The organism is Streptomyces sp. NPDC007157, from assembly GCF_040634235.1.
Lineage (GTDB): Bacteria > Actinomycetota > Actinomycetes > Streptomycetales > Streptomycetaceae > Streptomyces.
In genome coordinates this window covers 245,679-263,372 of sequence record NZ_JBEYFE010000011.1, presented here as the reverse complement: position 1 = coordinate 263,372, position 17,694 = coordinate 245,679, and the positions used below count along the sequence as shown (strand labels likewise).

Genomic DNA, 17,694 nt, shown 5'->3' with positions numbered 1-17,694 from the left:
CGCGAGCCGCATATCGGCACAGCCCCGCGCCCCCGGGGTTTCCGCCCTCGCCTTTCTTGCAAGGATGAGGGCGTGTCGCAGAGATCGTTCAGCACTCCTTTGATCGGCCGGGGCGATGAGCTGGCCCGTCTTGCCGCGGTACTGGAGCGTGCCCGGCACGGTGGTGGGCAGGCCGTGCTGGTCGCCGGGGATGCCGGGGTCGGGAAGACCCGGCTGCTGGACGAGGTGGCCGAGCGCGCGGGAGCCGCCGGGACCACCGTCGTCGTCGGGCACTGTGTCGATCTCGGTGATGTGGGACTGCCGTATCTGCCCTTCACCGAGATCCTCGGGGTGCTGGCCGCCGATGCCCGGTTCGCCGCGGTCGTCTCGGCGCATCCCGTGGTGGAGCGGCTGCTCGGTGCCGGATCCGACTCCGCCCGGGTCGCGGACGCCCGGCTGCGGCTCTACGAGGGGGTCGCCGGACTGTTCGCGGACCTCGCCGCGACCGCACCACTGCTGCTGGTCCTGGAGGATCTGCACTGGGCCGACCAGTCCTCCCGGGACCTGCTGCGGTTCCTGCTCAGCCGGGCCGGGCTCGCCCGGGGCCTGACCGTACTGGCCTCCTATCGTGCGGACGACCTGCACCGCCGGCATCCGTTGCGGCCGCTCCTCGCCGAGTTGGTGCGGCTCCCCGCCGTGGAACGTCTTGAGCTCCGGCCGCTCGCCGACACCGAGGTGACACGGCTGGTGCGGGCCCTGACGGAGCGCCCGCTGTCGGAGGTGGCCGTGCGGGACATCGTCCAGCGGGCCGAGGGCAACGCCTTCTACACGGAGGAGCTGGTGGCCGCCGCCGACGCGGCGGGGATACCCACCGGGCTCGCCGATCTGCTGCTGATCCGGGTCGAGCAGTTGCCGGAGACGGCCCAACGGGTGCTGCGTACGGCCGCGGTCGCCGGGCGCCGGGTGGGGCACGACCTGCTGCGGGACGCGGTCGGGCTGCCGGAGGAGGAACTGGAGTCGGCGCTGCGGGAGGCGGTCGGACGGCAGCTGCTGGTCCCGGGTGACGGGGACACGTACGCCTTCCGGCATGCTCTCGCACGGGAGGCGGTCTACGCCGATCTGCTGCCGGGGCAGCGGTCGCGGCTGCACGGCACCTTCGCGAGACTGCTCGCGGCGGGCGGGAGCAGCGCGGCGACGGCGGCCGAGCGCGCCCACCACTACCGGGAGAGCCACGACCTGCCCGAGGCGCTGGCCGCGTCCCTGGAGGCCGCCGACCACGCCCGCCGGGTGGGTGCCCCGGCGGAGGAGCTGCGGCAACTGGAGACGGCCCTGGACCTGTGGCCGGCCGTGCCGTGCGAGGCCCGGCCCACGGGTGAGGGGCTGGACCGGGTGACCTTGACGCTGCGGGCCTCGGCGGCTGCCGCGCACGCCGGTGACGCGCACCGGGCGGTGTCCCTGACCCGGGCCGCGCTGGCCGGCACCGGACAGGACGCGGATCCCGAACTCGCCGCCCGGGTGCGCTACACGCTCGCCGGGAACCTGATGACCGTCGACAACCTCGCGGCCGCGTTCGCCTACAGCAGCGAGGCGCTCGCGATGATCCCCGCCGATCCGCCTTCGCGGACCTGGGTGTGGGCGGCGGCCACCCATGTGATGGCGGCCCGCCAGATCGGCGACGACGCCACCGCGCTGCGGGTGGCCCGGCAGGCCCTGGAGGTCGCCGAGCGGATCGGCGCCACCGCGGCCCGCGCGGACCTGCTGATCTCCCTGGCCCGCCTCGAAGGCGGCGGCCTCCGCAGCCTGGAGGGGCAGGCACGGCTCCGGGAGGCCCGCGAGCTGGCCCGGTCGGCCGGGGACGCGCCGGTGGAGATACGGGCGCTGTTCGCCCTGGCCATCGGGTGCTTCGAGGCGGGCGAGTTCCAGGAGTGCCTGCCGTGGATCGACGAGGGACTCGACCGGGCCCGGCGCTCGGGGCTGGTGTCCTCGCTGTACGCCTCGGAGATGCGGTATCTGCGGCTGCTCGTGCTGTACACGCTCGGGCACTGGGACGAGTGCGTGAGCTCGGCCGACGCCGGCCCGGCGCCCGGCTTTGCCGGCGGCCCCGCCCTGTACGTGGCGCTGGGCCGCGGCGAGCCGGATGTCGTGGAGCGGGGCCGGGCCCTACTCGGGGAGCCCTTCGACTGGATGGGCCGGCTCGTCGGGGGCATCGTGCTCACCGACGCGGCGGCACTGCGCGGTGATCCGGAGGAGGCGGTGGCGCTGATGCGGGACTCGGTCGCGGCGCTGACCGACGAGTCGGGGCGGCCCGCGGACGTGACGGTCCGGCTGGCGGCACTGGCACTGGCGGCGGTCGCGGACCGGGCGGCCGAGGTGCGGGGCACCGGGGGCGAGGGCCGCTGGACGGACCTCGCCGGCGAGCTGGTGGAGTCGGCCCGGGTCTCGGCCGCCCGGCAGGGTCCGGAGGGGCAGGCCTGGCTGGCGCGCGCGGAGGCGGAGTGGACCCGTGCGGTGTCCGGGCCGGACGCGACGGCCTGGGGGAGGGCGGTGGCCGCGTTCGCGCACGCCGATGTCTACGAGCTGGCCCGGGTCCGGCTCCGGTACGCCGAGGCCCTGTCCGTCGACGGCCGGCATGCGGAGGCCGACGAGCAGGCGCGGGCGGCGCGGGAGACGGCCGTGGCGCTGCGGGCCGTGGCGTTGCTGGAGCGGCTGGACGCGCTCCCCGGCCGGGCCGCCACGGTCCGGGTCTCCCCGCTCACCGCCCGTGAACGGGAGGTGCTGCGGCTGCTGGCGCTCGGCCGCAGCAACCGGCAGATCGGCGAGGAACTGTTCATCACCGGCAAGACGGCGAGCGTCCATGTCTCCAACATCCTCGCCAAGGTGGGCGCGGCGAGCCGTACGGAGGCGGTGGCGATCGCCTATCGCGAGGGCCTGATCACCCCGGAGCCGACGGCCCAGGGGTGATCAGGGCGGTACACGGGTTCAGCGGTCGCAGTCCAGACCGGCCAGGCCGACGGAGTCGGCCATGGCCTGCATCCCCTTGTCGTTGGGGTGGATGTGGTCGCCGCCGTCGAGGAACGGCAGCATCCGCGCCTGGTCGTAGGGGCTGCGCAGGATCCGGTCGAAGTCGGCGGTCTCGTCGAACTCCCCGCTGGTGCGGATGTACTGGTTGACCTGCTGGCGTACGGCCTCGCCCGCCGGGTCCCACTCCGACCAGCCCTCGAACGGGCCGACGGTCGAGGCGACCACGCACTTGCCGGCCGCGTGCGCCCGCCGGACGATCTCCTGGTACCCGGCGATCAGGTCGGCCGCGGTGACCCCGGTGTGGGCCTTGATGTCGTTGACCCCCTCGAAGAGGAAGACGGTACGGACGCCCGGCTGGCTGAGGACGTCGCGGTCCAGCCGGTGCAGAGCCGCCTGTCCTGCGCCGTCGGCGAGGACCTGGTTGCCGGAGATGCCCTCGTCGGCCACGCCCTTGACCTCGGTGTCCGCCTTCTGGAGCCGACGGGCGAGGTAGTCGGGCCAGCGGCGGTCGAGGTCGGTGGTGGACGCCCAGCCGTCGGTGATGGAGTCGCCGAGCGCCACCACGGCCCCGGTGGCCGGGTTCGACGGCCGTACGGAGACCGAGTCCAGGTACCACCAGGAGCCGGTGGTCTCCGTCCAGTTGGCGGCGCTCTCCTCGGCGGTGTGGTCGCCCTGGGTGGCGTAGGAGGTCTGCATCGCCATCCAGTGGCCGGTGGCGGGGCCGGCCGCGTCCGGGCTGTGCAGGCTGACGACCAGGTCGCTGCCGGCGGGCAGGCTGCCGGGCAGCGGGTCGCTCCAGGCGGTGGCGCCCGCCGGCACGGTGACCGTGCGGGCGCCGTCGAAGGTGAGCCGCCTGTTGCTGCCCGGCTTGAGGGCGGCGCCCTGGCTCTGCAGTCCCGCGTAGACGCTGTCCAGGGTCAGCGGCCGGTCGCCGAAGACGTTGGACAGGCGCACCCGCAGTCCACTGCCGGCGGCGCTGGTGTGCACCACCAGCCGGTAGCCGCGGTCGGCGGTGCCCTGTCCCATCTGGTCGGCGCTGGCGCCCCAGGTGACGACGTCGTGCCGGGCGGAGACGGCGGCCCCGGAGGAGGGCTCCCACACGGGTGAGGCCTGGGCGGGCCCGGTCTGGCAGGCGACCGTCGCCAGTAACACGGCGGCGAGGCCGAGGAGGCGCGCGAACCGGCCGGTCACCGCCCGAGGTCCTTCAGCGTGACGGAAGCGCCGGGCTTCAGCGTGACCGTCCGTGACTTGCCGCCGTAGGCGACCGTCGTCGTGCGGCCGCCGACGCTGCGGATCCGGGCCTCGGTCGGCTTGCCGTCCCGCCAGCTCAGGTCGACGACGAAGCCGCCGCGCGCCCCCGCCCCGGTGACCTTGCCGGAGGCGGCCCAGGCGGCGGGCAGGGCGGGCAGGAGTTCCAGGTGGCCGGGGCGGGAGTACAGCAGCATCTCCAGGATCGCGGCCGGGGTGCCGAAGTTGGCCTCGATCTGGAAGATGCCCCGGCCTTCCTCGACCTGGTAGATGTCGAAGAGGTTGGGTGAGGTGCCGTTGCTGCCGTTGTCGGAGGGGCGGAGGTTGCGGACGACGAGCTGGTAGGCCTTGTCGGCGTCCTTCAGCCGGGACCAGCACAGCGAGCGCCAGGCGTTGGCCCAGCCGAAGCTGTCCATGCCGCGGGCGGTGAGCAGGGCGGTGGCGCCCTTGACGATGTCGGCGGGGGTGGAGCCGTCGGGGCGGATCCGGTCGCCGGGGAAGAGGTTGATCAGCGGCGAGAGGTGGCGGTGAGTGGTCTCGCCGAGGTTGTCCGGGGACATCCACTCCTCCAGCCAGCCGGTCTTGGGGCTCACCACCGGCAGGTAGAGGCGGTCGCGGAGCTTGCCGATGGTACCCGCGTATCCAGCATCCCTCTTCAGCTCGGCGGCCGCAGTCCGGAAGTTGCCGAACAGCATCCACACCTGTTCCTGGGCGTAGGTGATGCCCTTGGCGTCCAGCGGTCCCTGCTCCGGCGACCAGTCGCTGTCCGCGATCAGCACCTCCTTCCCGTCGTCCAGGGTGGTGGTGAGCAGCCGCGCCTCCCAGAACTCGCAGGCACCCTTGAGGAGAGGGTAGATCTTCTCCAGGTGGGCGCGGGACTGGGTGAACTCGTAGTGCTCCCACAGGCTCTGGCACAGCCATGCGTTGCCCGCCGGGTGCCACCACCAGCCGCCTCCGCCGAAGGGGTTGGTGGAGATGGCGACGGTCCAGCCGGCCACCTTGCCGCTGGAGTTGCGGTAGCGGTTGCGGGAGTCCTGGAAGAGCCGCTGGGTGAGGTCCGTCCAGGCCGGGAGCTGGTCGACGCAGTAGTCGGTGTAGGCGTCGAAGCACTGGGACAGGCCCAGCCGGTCGGACATCCAGTAGTTCATCTGGATGTTGATGTCGGTGTGGTAGTCGCCCATCCAGTCCGGGTCGTTGCCGTCCAGCCAGAGGCCCTGGAGGCCCATCGGCAGACTGTCGCGCGAACCGGCGATCATCAGATACCGGCCGAACTGGGCGTAGGCGGCCTCCAGTTCCGGGTCGGGGTCACCGGAGTCGGCGCGGGCCTGGATGCGTGCCCAGGTGTCGAGTTCGCGCTGGTCGGCCGTCGAGGTGCCGAGCGACAGGTCGAACTGCCCGAACAGCGCCCGGTGGTCGGCGGCGTGGGTACGCAGCAGCGAGTCCGCCGAGTGCCGGGCGGCCGTCTTGACCTTGGTGCGGGCCAGCGCCCGCGGGTCGAGGGACGGGTCGCGGTAGTCGGCGGCGGCGTCCGGCGCGTAGTTCGTACCACCGCTGAGTACGACCGTCAGCTCCCGGCAGTCGGTGAAGGTGATGTGCGAGCCGCTGACGCGCACGGTGCCACCGTTGCCGTACGCCTGCACGGCGGCCCCGTACTTCAGCCCGTTGGCGAAGGATCCGGCGAACGACTCGGCCGTGGAGCCGGTCTCGCCGTGGGTGCCCTCGAAGGTGAGGGTGCCGGTGTAGCGCCCGCCGCCGTCCTGGCTGAAGTGCACCACGATCACGTCGTCGGGGCGGCTGGCGAAGATCTGCCGCCGGTAGGTCACTCCGGAACGGACGTAGGACGCCGTCACCACGCCGTTGTCGAGGTCGAGGGCGCGGCGGTAGTCGGAGACGGCCCCCAGGTCGTGGTCGGGTATCTCGACGACGAGCCGGGCCAGCAGGGTGAGCGAACCGAAGTCGGCGCGGCCGTAGGGGAACTGGCCGTCCGAGTCGAGGGTGTCGTTGAGACCGCCGGTCCACAGGGTGGCGTCGGTGATCAGGAGGAGTTCACGACCGGAGTCGTTGCCGGCGAGCGCACCGAGCCGGCCGTTGCCGACGGGCAGCCCCTGCGTGATCATCGACCCGTCGTCGGCGGGTGCCTGCCACCAGAGCTGGTGTCGAGGAGCGTTGAGCGGCTGCGAGGACCGCAGCGGAGCGGCGGAAGCGGTGAACGAGGGGAGCGAGGCGAGGGCCCCGGTGGCGGCGGCGAGGGCGAGAAAACCGCGTCTGCTGGGGTGGTTGTCCATGGGGTTCCAATCCAACGTCCGTGAGGGGGGCGCGCCCCGCAAGGGGCGCGGGGAACTGCGCGACCGGCCCCCACCGGCCCGCAGTTCCCGACGACGCACGTACCGAGCCGACTACCGGGGAGACTTGGGAACGTCGATCCGGTCGACGTCCGGCGCGTACCCCGACCCGCTGTCGAAGCTGATCGTGTTCGCACCGGCCTTCAAGGTCACCGGCACGCTCACCGTCGCCACGGTCCCCCAGTCCCCGGTCGACGGGAACTTGTGGCTGGTCCCGCCCCCGGAGTTGGCCGAGATCGTGGCCGGCCGGGAGTCACCGCTGATGTAGGCCACCTTCACCAGATACGTACCGGCCTTGTCGACCACCACGTTGTTGAAGGTCAACTTGCCGCCCTGGTACAGGTTTCCGACCTTCTTCTGCCCGGAGCACGCGTCGCAACCGGCCACCGAGGCGTTGCCGCTCAGCGTGTTGGCGCTCGCCTCGGCCTCGTAGCCGGTGGCGGCCAGGGCACTGCCCTTCGGCGTCACGGTGAACAGTCGCGAGCCGTGCGCCGGCAGCGCCTCGGTGATCTTGCTCGTGTACGAACCGAGGTCCTCGCGGTTCCACAGATCCCGCACCGACGCCTTGCCGGTGAAGCCCAGGGCCGTCCAGTCGGCGGTGACCGCCGCGGGCGAGTCCGCGAGGTTGAACAGGGCCACGGTGTACGTGCCGTCGGCGTTCTTCGCGGCCCAGACCTGCTGCGGGTCGGACGGGGTGATGGGCCGGGCCGGCGGGTTGTCGCTCTGGTCGATGCCGATGACCTCGCGGTTGGTCAGCAGGGAGACGCCGTAGTCGTCGAGCTTGGTGATGTCGTCGCCGGTGAACAGGGGCGACTTGGCGATGGCCCAGAGCGTCGCGTAGCTCTGCCGTTCGGCCTTGGTGAGGCCGTCCATCGCGCCGTTGCCGACGTCGAGGGAGTCGAGGTCGTTCCAGCCGCCGGGGCCCGCCTTGCCGGTCCAGGCCGGGGTGTCGTCCCACCGGTCGTCGACCGAGTTCTCCCAGCTGACCAGGGTGTTGCAGTAGCACTCGACGTCGGTGTCGATGCGCCAGCCGTTGGTGTACTTCTGCCAGTCGGCGGCGTGCCCGAAGTCCAGGGACCAGGAGGCCTCCAGGTGGATCGGGCGGCCGGTGGCGGCGATCGCCTTGTGCCAGGCGGCCACGTCGGCGACGTTGTCGTACTGGTCACCGCTCTTGCCGGAGCCCGGGCCGACACCGTCGAGCTTGAGGAAGTCATAGCCCCAGCCGGCGATCAACTGGGCCTGGGAGTCTATGTACTTCTGCGCGCACGGCTTGTCGAAGTCGATCTTGTACGCGCTGTCCCAGCCGTTGGTGGTGCGCAGGTCGTCGTAGACGATGTCGGCGGTGGTGCAGCCGTCGGCGTTCCAGATCGGATTCTTGCCGTCGCCGTAGGCACCCTTCTCCAGACCGGCCGGGAGGTAGATGCCGGCCTTGAGGCCCTTGGCGTGGATGTGGTCGGCGACGGCCTTCATCCCGCTGGGGAAGCGGGCGGAGTCGGCCTTCTGGCGGCCGTACTGGTCGTAGCCGGACTTCCAGTTCCAGTCCATCCACCAGCCGGCGTCGATGTTGACGTACTCGTAGCCGTACTTCTTCAGCTTGCTCGCCAGGGCGTCGGTCTGCTTGAGGACGTTCGCCTCGGTGAGGTAGCTGTAGTCGCCCTGGTCGTTCAGGCCCGGGTACTTGGACGACTGCATGCTCCAGCTGGACCAGCCCATGTAGGGCTTGGCGGCGATCGGAGCGGCCGTCTGGGCGGGGGTCTGGGCCTGGGCGGCCGGTACGGCGGCCGCGAAGGCCGCGGTGAGTGCCAGCACGAGGACGGTTCTCAGCCCGCGTACGGGCAGGACGGATTGCGAAGGTGACCGCATGGGCCCTCCAGGGTTCGGGGTCTTGGGCGGCTCAGCCCTTGCCCGTTGGGGTGGGAGACGAGGTGATGAAGGACTGGATCGCGGTGGCCGCGGCCCCGCGCGCCCACTCCTCGAAGGGGAGTGGGCGGGTCTTTACGTCGCACTGCGCGGCGGACCCGAAGGCGGCCGCGGTGAACGAGTCGAGGATCTGCTCGGCGAACAGGTCGTAGGCGGCGAGTCCCTCGCCGGAGATGATCACGCGCTCGGGTCCGAAGAGGTTGGCCACGGTGGCGATGCCCCGGCCGATGGCCTCACCGGCACCGGCGTACACCTCCCGCGCTCCGGGCACGCCCTCGTGGGCCAGGGCCACCGCCGCGGCGGAGTCGGCCACTTGACGGCCGGTCACCTCGCGCATGCGGGTGACGATCGCGGCGTCCCCGGCGATCGCCTCCACGCAGCCGCGGTTGCCGCAGTGGCACAGGGGCCCGGCCGGGTCGATGGCCACATGGCCGATCTCCCCCGCCACCCCATGCGCGCCCGCCACCAGCCGGCCGTGGATCACCAGTCCGCAGCCGATGCCCGCGCCGACGGTGACCACGGCGAAGTCGGAGAGCCCGACCCCGGCGCCGAACCACTGCTCGGCGACGGTCAGGGCACGTACGTCGTTGTCGACGACGACCGGCAACCCCGTGGTCATGGCGGCGAGTTCGGCGAGGGCCACGTCCCGCCAGTCGAGGAAGGGCGAGTAGCGCACGACCCCCTCGGCGCGGTCCACGTCGCCGGAGACGGCGATCCCGAGGCCGAGGACGGGGGCGCCGAAGTCCTCGGCCTCGGTGCGCAGTTCGTGGGTCAGTTCGGCGATGGAGGTCAGAACGTCCTTGACGGTGCGGTCCGTTACCGGCAGACGGCGGGCCAGCCGGATCCGGCAGCACAGGTCGGTGAGGACGGCGATGACCTCGTCGCCGGTCACCTTGACCCCGATGAACAGCGCCCGCCCGCCGTCGACCCGCACCAGGTTGGCGGGGCGGCCGAGGGCCGGCCGGGCCTCGCCGTCGGCGTCCTCCGCGAGATACCCGGCCGCCAGCAGCGGCCGGACGGCCTTGGTCACGGCCGCCGCCGACAGGCCGGCCCGGCGGGCCGCCTCCAGCCGGGTGAGGGGGCCGTGGGACAGGACCGTGGTGAAGATCTGCGAGACGGCCGGCGTGTGGGCCGGGAACGTCTCGGCACGGGAGGTGGAGCGCATGGCCGGGAACTTAGGTGGCTTATTTTCCGCTGTCAATAAAAGAAACAGGAATCACCTGAAGGTTGACTGTGAGACTGCCGTGGCCTTCAAATGGCGAGTGACGTGGGGGCGTTGGCTCGTGTTCCACCAGTGACCTCGATCCGGTTCCACCGGTGGGAGCGATCCGGGTGCCCGGCCCCCCGACAGGGCACCCGGATCAGCGGTGTGGCGTGCCCGTCAGTGGCGGGCGGCCGGCGTGTTGGCCTCGGTGACGTTGACCGCGGCCCAGGCCTGGTCGACCGTGCGGTACTCGACGCCGCTCGCGCCGTAGAGGTCCTTGGCCGCCTTCAGCGTCGCGATCCGCGCGTCGTGGAAGTCGGTCGAGGAGACCATGTACCGGGTCAGGGCGCGGTAGAAGATCGCCGTGGCCTTGGCGCGGCCGATGCCCTGGACCGTGGAGCCGTCAAAGGTCGGCGAGTCGTAGGTGGTGGCGCCGATCTTCTTGCGGCCGCTGCCCTCGGCGAGCAGGTAGTACGCGTGCGAGGAGACACCGGAGCCGGCGTGCACCTCGGCGTCCGCCACCTCGGGCGACCAGTAGTCGACCGTGCCTTCGAGGCGGTCGAGCGAGGGGTGGTCGAGGCGGCGCAGGAACTTCTGCTGCAGGCCGAGCTTCTCGCCGAGCAGGTAGTTCGGCGGGTTCTTCGGGTTGTTCGCGGAGAACTCCACGTTCGAGCCGAAGACGTCGGCCAGCGACTCGTTCAGGGCGCCCGGCTCGCCGTACTGGTTGCCGTCGTTGTCGACCCGGGTCGGTTCGAGCTTCGCGGTCGCGTCCACCACGCCGTGGGTCAGCTCGTGGCCGGTGACGTCGAGGACGACCAGCGGCTTCTTGATCTCCTGGCCGTCACCGTCGCCGTACAGCATGCAGCCGCAGTCCGAGTCCCAGAAGGCGTTGCCGACCTTCTTGCCCCAGTGGACCATGGCGCGCGCGGGCTTCGAGTTGTTCGCTATGCCCTTGCGGCCGAAGGTCTTCTTGTAGAAGTCCAGGGTCTTGGTGATGCCGTACTGGGCGTCGGCGGCGGCGCTGCCCCGGCTGCTGGTGGCGCCGTTGCCCCAGCTGTCGGTGGTGCTGGTGAACTTGGTGCCCTGCGGGAAGCTCTCGGTCTCCTTGCCCTTGGCGTCCCGGGTCTCGGTGCCGTACCGGGTCGGGTCCTTGAGCAGGAAGCTCTTGCGGGCGGTCTGGGTGGTGGTGAGCGGGACCTTGCCGACGAAGAGCGACTTGCCGGAGCCGTGCGCGGTCGCCGGGTAGCGGGCGGCGGCGGAGACGGACGCGCCGGCGAAGGCGTCGGCGTGCGCGCCGATGCCGGTGGCCGGGTCGAGGGTCTCGCCGCGCTCGCGGAGGGTCTCCAGCACCTTGGGCGAGAGGAACTCGTCGTTGTCCGGCGCGTTGCTGCGCACCGTGCCGGTGAGGGCGTCGACGACGACCGTGCGGGAGCCGTCCGAGCCGTCGACCGTCACCTGGTAGGCGAGGGCGGAGGCACCGCCGCGGGCGTCCACCACGAGTGCGGCGGTGCCGGCGTCGCCGTCGGCGGCGGAGGCGGCCTTCTCCTCGGCCTGGCGGGCCGTCAGCTTCGCCTCGGTGGTGGCGGGCCGGACGGCGTGGTCGGCCGCTCGGGTGACACCGGCGTAGGCCAACCGACGCGAAAGATGGACGACGAGATCGCCGCCGAGCACCGGCATACCCCGGTGGGTGCGGACGAAGCGGACATGACGCGCCCCCTCGGGGTCGATCATCACATCCTGTGCCTGGAGTTCGTCGCCCGCGCCGACTCCGGTGGCCGAGGCGTGGGCGAAGGCCGCGGTCCGTGCCGCGGTCACCACCTGCGCGGCCGTTGTGGCGGCGGCCTGCTGTTCCACCCCCGCGGTGGGACCGGCGAAGGCCGTACCGGTCAGGGCCGTGGCGGCCGTCGTCACGGCGACGGCGACCGCCACGCTACGTATGTGCGCGCTACGCACTGATCAGGGTTCCTTACGTTCGAAGACGGCCGGCATCGATCACCGACCGCCTTGCGGCACGGCACCGTCGAGGCGCCAAGGGGGCTGGTCGGGCCCCCGGCCGCAACCCTTCCGGACGAGTCATGTCCATGTAAAGCGCAGTTCGTCGCTTTTCTTGCGTTTCCTGGCAATACTTTGCGATTCCGCACCGCGTGGTGATCGCGGAGTGACCAACTGTGCGTCGACTGTGGAGATGTGACGGGATGCGAGAGGGTTCCCCGAACCGAATGTGACCCATCTCGCATCGGAGACAGACAGAGAGGAGCTGGGTCCGGATGGTCTCGGCAAAGATGAGCAGAAGTGCGGTGCTCGGAGCGGTGGCGCTGTCGCTGCTCGCGGTACCGGCCCAGGCGGCGCCCCTGAAGGCGGGAGCGGAGCCCCGGCCGGCCGCCGCCCTGCCGGCGCCGGACACCGCGGGTATGGCCGCGGTGCTGAACTCGGTGGTGGCGAAGGGCGCGCCCGGCGCGATGGCGCGGATCGACGACGGCACGAAGGTCTACAAGACGACGCGGGGCGTGGCCGACCGGACCACCCGGCGTGCCATCACCACCGGCGACCGGTTCCGCGTCGGCAGTGTCACCAAGACGTTCTCGGCGGTCGTCCTGCTGCAACTGGTGGACGAGGGCAGGCTCGCCCTGGACGCACCGGTCAACCGTTATCTGCCGGGGCTGCTGCCCGACGACCGCATCACCGTGCGGCACGTGCTCAGCCACCGCAGCGGTCTGTACGACTACACCAACGACCTGTTCGCCAGCAGCGTGTCAGGGTTCGAGGCGGTACGGAACAAGGTCTTCACCTACCGCCAGCTGGTGGACCTCTCCCTGAAGGAGCCGCGCACGAACGCGCCGGGGGCCGCCTACTCGTACTCCAACACCAACTTCGTGGTGGCCGGGATGCTGATCGAGAAGCTCACCGGGCACAGCGTGCGCACCGAGTACGAGAACCGCATCTTCAAGCCGCTGGAGCTGCGCGACACCTTCTACGTGCACCCCGACGAGAAGATCCCCGGGCAGCACGCCAAGGGCTACCTCACCGCCGACAAGGCCGGCGCCGCGGCCGTCGACGCGACGGACCAGACGGTGTCCTGGGCGCAGAGCGCGGGCGCCATCATCTCCACCGCCCAGGACCTCGACACCTTCTACTCGGCGCTGGTCCGGGGCAAGCTGACGTCGGCCGCCCGCCTCGCGGAGATGGAGCGCTTCACCCGGGTCAACTCCACCACCTCCTACGGCCTGGGGCTGCGCCGCCGCGACCTGTCCTGCGGGATCTCGGTGTACGGCCACACGGGCGCCGTGCAGGGCTACTACACGTACGCCTTCACCACCAAGGACGGCACGCGCAGCCTGACCGCGCTGGCCAACGCCTCCAACAGCTCGACCGTGCTCAACACGCTGGCGGACACGCTGGAGCCGGCGTTCTGCGGCAAACGCGCGGCGACGGCGACACGCAGCGCCGGGCAGCCGCTGGAACGGGAGGACATCGCACCGGCCGCGCCACGGGAGCAGTAGCAGCGGGAGCGGTATGCCTCGCCCCCGTCGGGGGAACCTCGCGCCCGGGCCGGACGTTCTACCGGCGACTCCCCCACCGGGCGCGATGTTCGGCCCCTGACCTCGCAGAGGCGGCGCGATGAGCGAGCTGGTCCCCGGGGGAAATCTGCCCCTTCCGGACGGCACGCTGACGCTGCGGGTGCCCGGCCCCTTCGACGTCTCCGCGCTGATCACCGACGAGAGCGGCAGGGTCGGCGGCGACACCGACTTCGTCTTCTACAACCAGCCGGACGCGCCCGGCGTCCGGCTGCGCGGCGACACACTGACCGTCGAGCCGGCCCGGCTGCGCACCGGCGCCCAGCGCGTCACCCTCACGGTCACCGCCGCCGAGCCGGGCACCGCACTCGGCCGGCTGCCCGCCTCCGCCCTGCATGTCACCGACCGCCTCGGCCGCACGGTGGCCCGGTTCGCCCCGCCGCGCCCGCAGACGGAGACGCTGCTGCTGCTCGCCGAGATATACCGCCGGGGCACCGGCTGGAAGCTGCGGGCGGTCGGACAGGGCTACGCCGACGGACTGGCGGGGCTGGCCCGGGACTTCGGGGTCGACGTCGTCGAGGACCGGCAGCCGGCTCCGGCGTCGCGCCCCACGATCCCCGCCCAGCGCACCGCGGCCGCGCCGCCCCGGCCCTCGGCGGCCGCGCTCCCGGACCCGGACGGCCTGCTGGGCCTGGTCAACTCCGCCCGCGCCCAGGCCGGCCGGCCACCCGTGGCCCCGGACGCCCGGCTCACCTCCGCCGCCCTCGCCCACGCCACCGCGATGGCCGACGCCGGCCGCCTGGCCACCGAGAGCCCCGACGGCGTCTCGCTCCACCAGCGGATCGACCGCACCGGATTCGCGTATGTCACGGTCGGCGAGCATCTCGTCTCCGGCCCGCGCACCCCGGCCGAGTTCGTCGACTACTGCCTGCGCACCGAGGGCGCCCGGCGCACCCTGCTCGACCCGGCCTTCACCCATACCGGCCTGGCCCACGTCCAGGGCCCGAGGGACGGGGACACCTACTGGACCGCCCTGTGGGCCAGACCCCTCACCCCGGCCGAACTGACCCGCACCCGCGCCGAGGTCGTCGAGCTCACCAACCGGGAGCGCGCCCGGGCCGGGCTGCCGCCGCTCGCGATGGATCCGCATCTGGCCACCGCGGCACAGGCGTACAGCACGGACATGGCGACCCGGGACTTCTACTCGCACACCTCCCCCGAGGGGACCCAGCCCTGGGACCGGGCCGCCGCCGCGGGCTCCCGGCGGGGCACCATCGGCGAGAACATCGCCTGCGGCCAGCGCTCGGCCGCCGAGGTGGTGGACGGCTGGATGAACAGCCCCGGCCACCGGGCCAACATCCTCAAACCGGACTTCACCCACATCGGCGTCGGCTTCGCGGGCGGCGGCCGGGCGGGCACCTACTGGACCCAACTGTTCGGTGCCTGAACCGATACGGTCCGTGATCTTGGCGGAACGGGTTCGTCCGGGACACCATGCCCGGCATGAAGGGTGATCTCTTTTCCAGTCAGCACATGGTGGAGCCGGCCGTCGAGCCGGGCATGACGATCGAGAACGCGAAGTGCGTCCGGTACGCCGTGAACGGCGAGATGCACGCACGCCAGGGCGCGATGATCGCGCACCGCGGCAATCTGAAGTTCGAGCGCAAGGGCCAGGGCGTGGGCGGGATGCTCAAGCGCGCGGTCACCGGCGAGGGTCTGCCCCTGATGTCCGTGCAGGGCCAGGGCGAGGCCTGGTTCGCGCACGAGGCACAGAACTGTTTCATCGTCGAGGTCGAGCCCGGCGACCAGTTCACGGTCAACGGCCGCAACGTGCTGTGTTTCGACGCCTCGCTGTCGTACGAGATCAGGACCGTGAAGGGGTCCGGCATCGCCGGCGGCGGTCTGTTCAACAGCGTCTTCACCGGACACGGCAGGCTGGGGCTGATCTGCGACGGCAACCCGCTGGTCATCCCGGTCTCGCCGCAGGCGCCGGTGTACGTCGACACGGACGCGGTGGTGGGCTGGACGACCCGGCTCCAGACCTCGCTGCACCGTTCGCAGTCCATCGGGTCGATGCTGCGCGGCGGTTCGGGGGAAGCGGTCCAGCTGATGCTCCAGGGCGAGGGGTACGTCGTGGTGCGGCCGAGCGAGGTGACCCCGCAGAAGGCTCAGCAGCACTGACACCCTCGCGCGGTGATCCACACCACGCAGGCAACCCCGACGGCCGTGCCGGCGTCTTGATTCACATCAGCGAAGCCCTGGCCCCTGCGGCCAGGGCGAAATTCGGGCGCACTATACACATCATGTATACACATGGCGTATAGACGGTGTGTATACGCGCCCGCGTAGAAAGGCACGCATGTCCCCCACATCACCCATGTACGGCAAGGCAGTCGCCCCGGAGTACCAGGGCGCGTTGACCTCCCTGTCCGTGAACTCGTCGCTGGTCGACGTGCTGGCCGAGGGCATCGAGCGGCTGCGGGAGGCCGAGCGGTCCGGTCGGCCCGACGAGGAGGCGCGCTGCGGGCTGGCCGTCGCCGAGGCACATCGGCGCCTCGGTCAGGTGGGAGACGCCGACCGGGCCTGGAAGGCGAGTTACCGTGCCGCCCGGGCGGCCGGGGACACGGCGGCGATGGCGTGGGCGCTGTGGAGCGGCGGCACCCTGGCCCGGCAGCGCGGCGCGTTCCCGCTGGCAAGGCGGTTGCTGGGGCTGGCGGCCGACCTCGGCGAGCGGGGCGGGGATGTAGTCGTCCGCGGCTACTCGCTGGCCGGGCTCGCCGAGACCGGCCGCATCCAGGGCGACTACGCGGCCGTGGGCCGGCTGCACGAGCAACTGCTCGCCGAGGCCCGGCGGCGCGGTGAGGCCCGGCACACGGTGTGGGCGCTGGAGGGCATCGCGCAGATGCATCGCAACACCGGGTCGTACGACCGGGCGTACGCGCTCTTCGAGGAGGCGGCGGGGATAGCGGCACGGGCGGAGGACCGGCGCGGGCACGCCTGGGCGCTGCGCGGGCTCGCGGACATCGTGTCGGTGCGCGACGGCGACAGCGAACGGGCACTCGCGCTGCTGTCCGAGGCGGAGCGGTCCTGCCGGGCGATGAACCTGTCCAGCGCGCTGGCCTACAACCACAAGATGCGCGGCAACGTCCTCTACCGGGCCGGGCGTTACGCCGAGGCGCGGGAGCTGTACGAGCTGGCGCTCACGGAGTTCCGCGCGATGAGCGAGCCGCGCGGCGAGGCGCTGTCACGGCTCGGGCTGGCCAAGTCGCTGGCCCGGCTGGGCCGTGACCGGGCCGAGACGGCGGCCGAACTCGCCGACCTGGCGGGCGTGCTGGAGCGGGCCGGCCTGCGGCACGCCCGGGACATGGTGACCCGGGCCCAGGCGGAGTTCGGCGTCGGGACGGAGGCCGTCCGATGACCGCGCCCGCACCCGTCACCGCTCCCCCGCACGCCCTCGTCCGGTGCCGGGAGCTGGTGCGGCCCGCGCTGGTGACGGCGGTGGGACGGCTGCACCCCTGGGTCGGCGAGATGGCCGGGTACGCGTTCGGCTGGTGCGAGGTCGGCGGCTCCCCCGCCGCCGCCCCGGGCGGCAAGGGCGTCCGGCAGGCGCTGGCGGTGCTCGGCGCGGAGGCGGCCGGCGCGCCCGCCGAGCGCGGGGTTCCGGCGGCGGTCGCGGTGGAACTGGTGCACGCCTTCTCGCTGCTGCACGACGACATCATGGACGGCGATGCCACCCGGCGCCGCCGCCCGGCCGTCTGGCAGGCGTACGGCACCGGACCGGCCGTCCTCGCGGGCGACGCCCTCTTCGCACTCGCGGTCGAGACCCTGGCCGCCGCTCCCGGCGGACCCGGCGCCCTGCGGCTGCTGTCGGCCGCGCTGGCGGACCTGGTCCACGGGCAGGCGGACGACCTGCTGTTCGCGGCGCGGCCCTGGGCCGGCGTGTCGGCACGGGAGTACCGGGTGATGGCCGAGCGGAAGACGGGCGCGCTGCTGGGGTGTGCCGTCGCGCTGGGGGCCGCGCTCGGCGGCGCGCCCGAGGCCACGGTGGGCGCGCTGGACCTGGCCGGACGCCATCTCGGCGTAGCGTTCCAGCTGGTCGACGACGTGTTGGGGATCTGGGGCGACCCGGCCGTCACCGGCAAGCCCGTGCACGGCGATCTGCGGGAGCGGAAGAAGACGTATCCGGTCCTCGCCGCGCTCGGCTCGCCCGCCGGACCCCGGCTGGCCCGACTGCTCGACGCGCCGGGGCAGGCCGGGGAGGCGGCCGCGTTGATCGAGGAGGCGGGCGGACGCGCCGCCGCGCTCGCCGAGGCCCGTCGGCACACCGCCCGGGCCGAGGCACTGCTCGCCGGGCTGCCGCTCGCGTCGGCGGAACTGCGCGGCCTGCTGGACTTCCTGGTGCGCCGGGACCTCTGAGACGGTCCGACCGGCCCCGTTCACCCGGATACCGGGCGTTTCGCGGTGG

The 17,694-nt window shown here is 72.4% G+C and carries 11 protein-coding genes; 6 read left to right on the top strand and 5 right to left on the bottom strand.

Going from position 1 to position 17,694, the window contains the following annotated elements:
* Positions 1-72 precede the first annotated feature (72 nt).
* Positions 73-2,940, top strand: coding sequence for an AAA family ATPase (locus ABZ642_RS22095; protein ID WP_360486543.1), 2,868 nt, complete (start codon positions 73-75; stop codon positions 2,938-2,940).
* A gap of 18 nt (positions 2,941-2,958) precedes the next feature.
* On the opposite strand, the gene ABZ642_RS22090 is transcribed toward ABZ642_RS22095, so the two are convergent.
* From ABZ642_RS22090 to ABZ642_RS22070, 5 genes are all read right to left on the bottom strand, one after another.
* The gene (locus tag ABZ642_RS22090) at positions 2,959-4,191 is read right to left on the bottom strand and encodes an SGNH/GDSL hydrolase family protein (protein WP_360486541.1); all 1,233 of its coding nucleotides are present in this window, start codon (positions 4,189-4,191) and stop codon (positions 2,959-2,961) included.
* On the bottom strand, positions 4,188-6,533 hold the full coding sequence (locus tag ABZ642_RS22085) for a glycoside hydrolase N-terminal domain-containing protein (RefSeq protein WP_360486538.1): 2,346 nt from the start codon (positions 6,531-6,533) through the stop codon (positions 4,188-4,190). Before ABZ642_RS22085 ends, ABZ642_RS22090 begins: the two co-directional genes overlap by 4 nt.
* A gap of 111 nt (positions 6,534-6,644) precedes the next feature.
* Entirely contained in the window at positions 6,645-8,453 is a 1,809-nt protein-coding gene (locus tag ABZ642_RS22080) for a CBM35 domain-containing protein (protein ID WP_360486535.1), read from the bottom strand.
* Between the two features lie 31 nt (positions 8,454-8,484).
* Complete coding sequence (locus ABZ642_RS22075; protein WP_360486532.1) at positions 8,485-9,675, bottom strand: ROK family protein; 1,191 nt, start codon at positions 9,673-9,675, stop codon at positions 8,485-8,487.
* Positions 9,676-9,891: 216 nt separating this feature from the next.
* Complete coding sequence (locus tag ABZ642_RS22070; protein WP_360486529.1) at positions 9,892-11,667, bottom strand: M4 family metallopeptidase; 1,776 nt, start codon at positions 11,665-11,667, stop codon at positions 9,892-9,894.
* A 329-nt stretch (positions 11,668-11,996) separates the two neighbouring features.
* On the opposite strand from ABZ642_RS22070, the gene ABZ642_RS22065 reads away from it, so the two are divergent.
* From ABZ642_RS22065 to ABZ642_RS22045, 5 genes are all read left to right on the top strand, one after another.
* The gene (locus ABZ642_RS22065) at positions 11,997-13,214 is read left to right on the top strand and encodes a serine hydrolase domain-containing protein (RefSeq protein WP_360486526.1); all 1,218 of its coding nucleotides are present in this window, start codon (positions 11,997-11,999) and stop codon (positions 13,212-13,214) included.
* A 118-nt stretch (positions 13,215-13,332) separates the two neighbouring features.
* Complete coding sequence (locus tag ABZ642_RS22060) at positions 13,333-14,676, top strand: CAP domain-containing protein (RefSeq protein WP_360486523.1); 1,344 nt, start codon at positions 13,333-13,335, stop codon at positions 14,674-14,676.
* Between the two features lie 56 nt (positions 14,677-14,732).
* Entirely contained in the window at positions 14,733-15,410 is a 678-nt protein-coding gene (locus ABZ642_RS22055; protein WP_360486520.1) for an AIM24 family protein, read from the top strand.
* A 196-nt stretch (positions 15,411-15,606) separates the two neighbouring features.
* Positions 15,607-16,647, top strand: a complete 1,041-nt coding sequence (locus ABZ642_RS22050; RefSeq protein ID WP_360486652.1) for a tetratricopeptide repeat protein — start codon at positions 15,607-15,609, stop codon at positions 16,645-16,647.
* On the top strand, positions 16,644-17,645 hold the full coding sequence (locus tag ABZ642_RS22045) for a polyprenyl synthetase family protein (protein WP_360486518.1): 1,002 nt from the start codon (positions 16,644-16,646) through the stop codon (positions 17,643-17,645). The genes ABZ642_RS22050 and ABZ642_RS22045 overlap by 4 nt, the downstream gene beginning before the upstream one ends.
* The last annotated feature ends 49 nt before the right edge of the window (positions 17,646-17,694 follow it).

What these genes read in the sequence shown, in the direction of transcription:
- ABZ642_RS22085 (WP_360486538.1), bottom strand. Translation starts at nt 6,533, where the DNA reads ATGGACAACCACCCCAGCAGACGCGGTTTTCTCGCCCTCGCCGCCGCC.
- ABZ642_RS22080 (WP_360486535.1), bottom strand. Translation starts at nt 8,453, where the DNA reads ATGCGGTCACCTTCGCAATCCGTCCTGCCCGTACGCGGGCTGAGAACC.
- ABZ642_RS22075 (WP_360486532.1), bottom strand. Translation starts at nt 9,675, where the DNA reads ATGCGCTCCACCTCCCGTGCCGAGACGTTCCCGGCCCACACGCCGGCC.
- ABZ642_RS22065 (WP_360486526.1), top strand. Translation starts at nt 11,997, where the DNA reads ATGAGCAGAAGTGCGGTGCTCGGAGCGGTGGCGCTGTCGCTGCTCGCG.
- ABZ642_RS22060 (WP_360486523.1), top strand. Translation starts at nt 13,333, where the DNA reads ATGAGCGAGCTGGTCCCCGGGGGAAATCTGCCCCTTCCGGACGGCACG.
- ABZ642_RS22055 (WP_360486520.1), top strand. Translation starts at nt 14,733, where the DNA reads ATGAAGGGTGATCTCTTTTCCAGTCAGCACATGGTGGAGCCGGCCGTC.
- ABZ642_RS22050 (WP_360486652.1), top strand. Translation starts at nt 15,607, where the DNA reads ATGTACGGCAAGGCAGTCGCCCCGGAGTACCAGGGCGCGTTGACCTCC.
- ABZ642_RS22045 (WP_360486518.1), top strand. Translation starts at nt 16,644, where the DNA reads ATGACCGCGCCCGCACCCGTCACCGCTCCCCCGCACGCCCTCGTCCGG.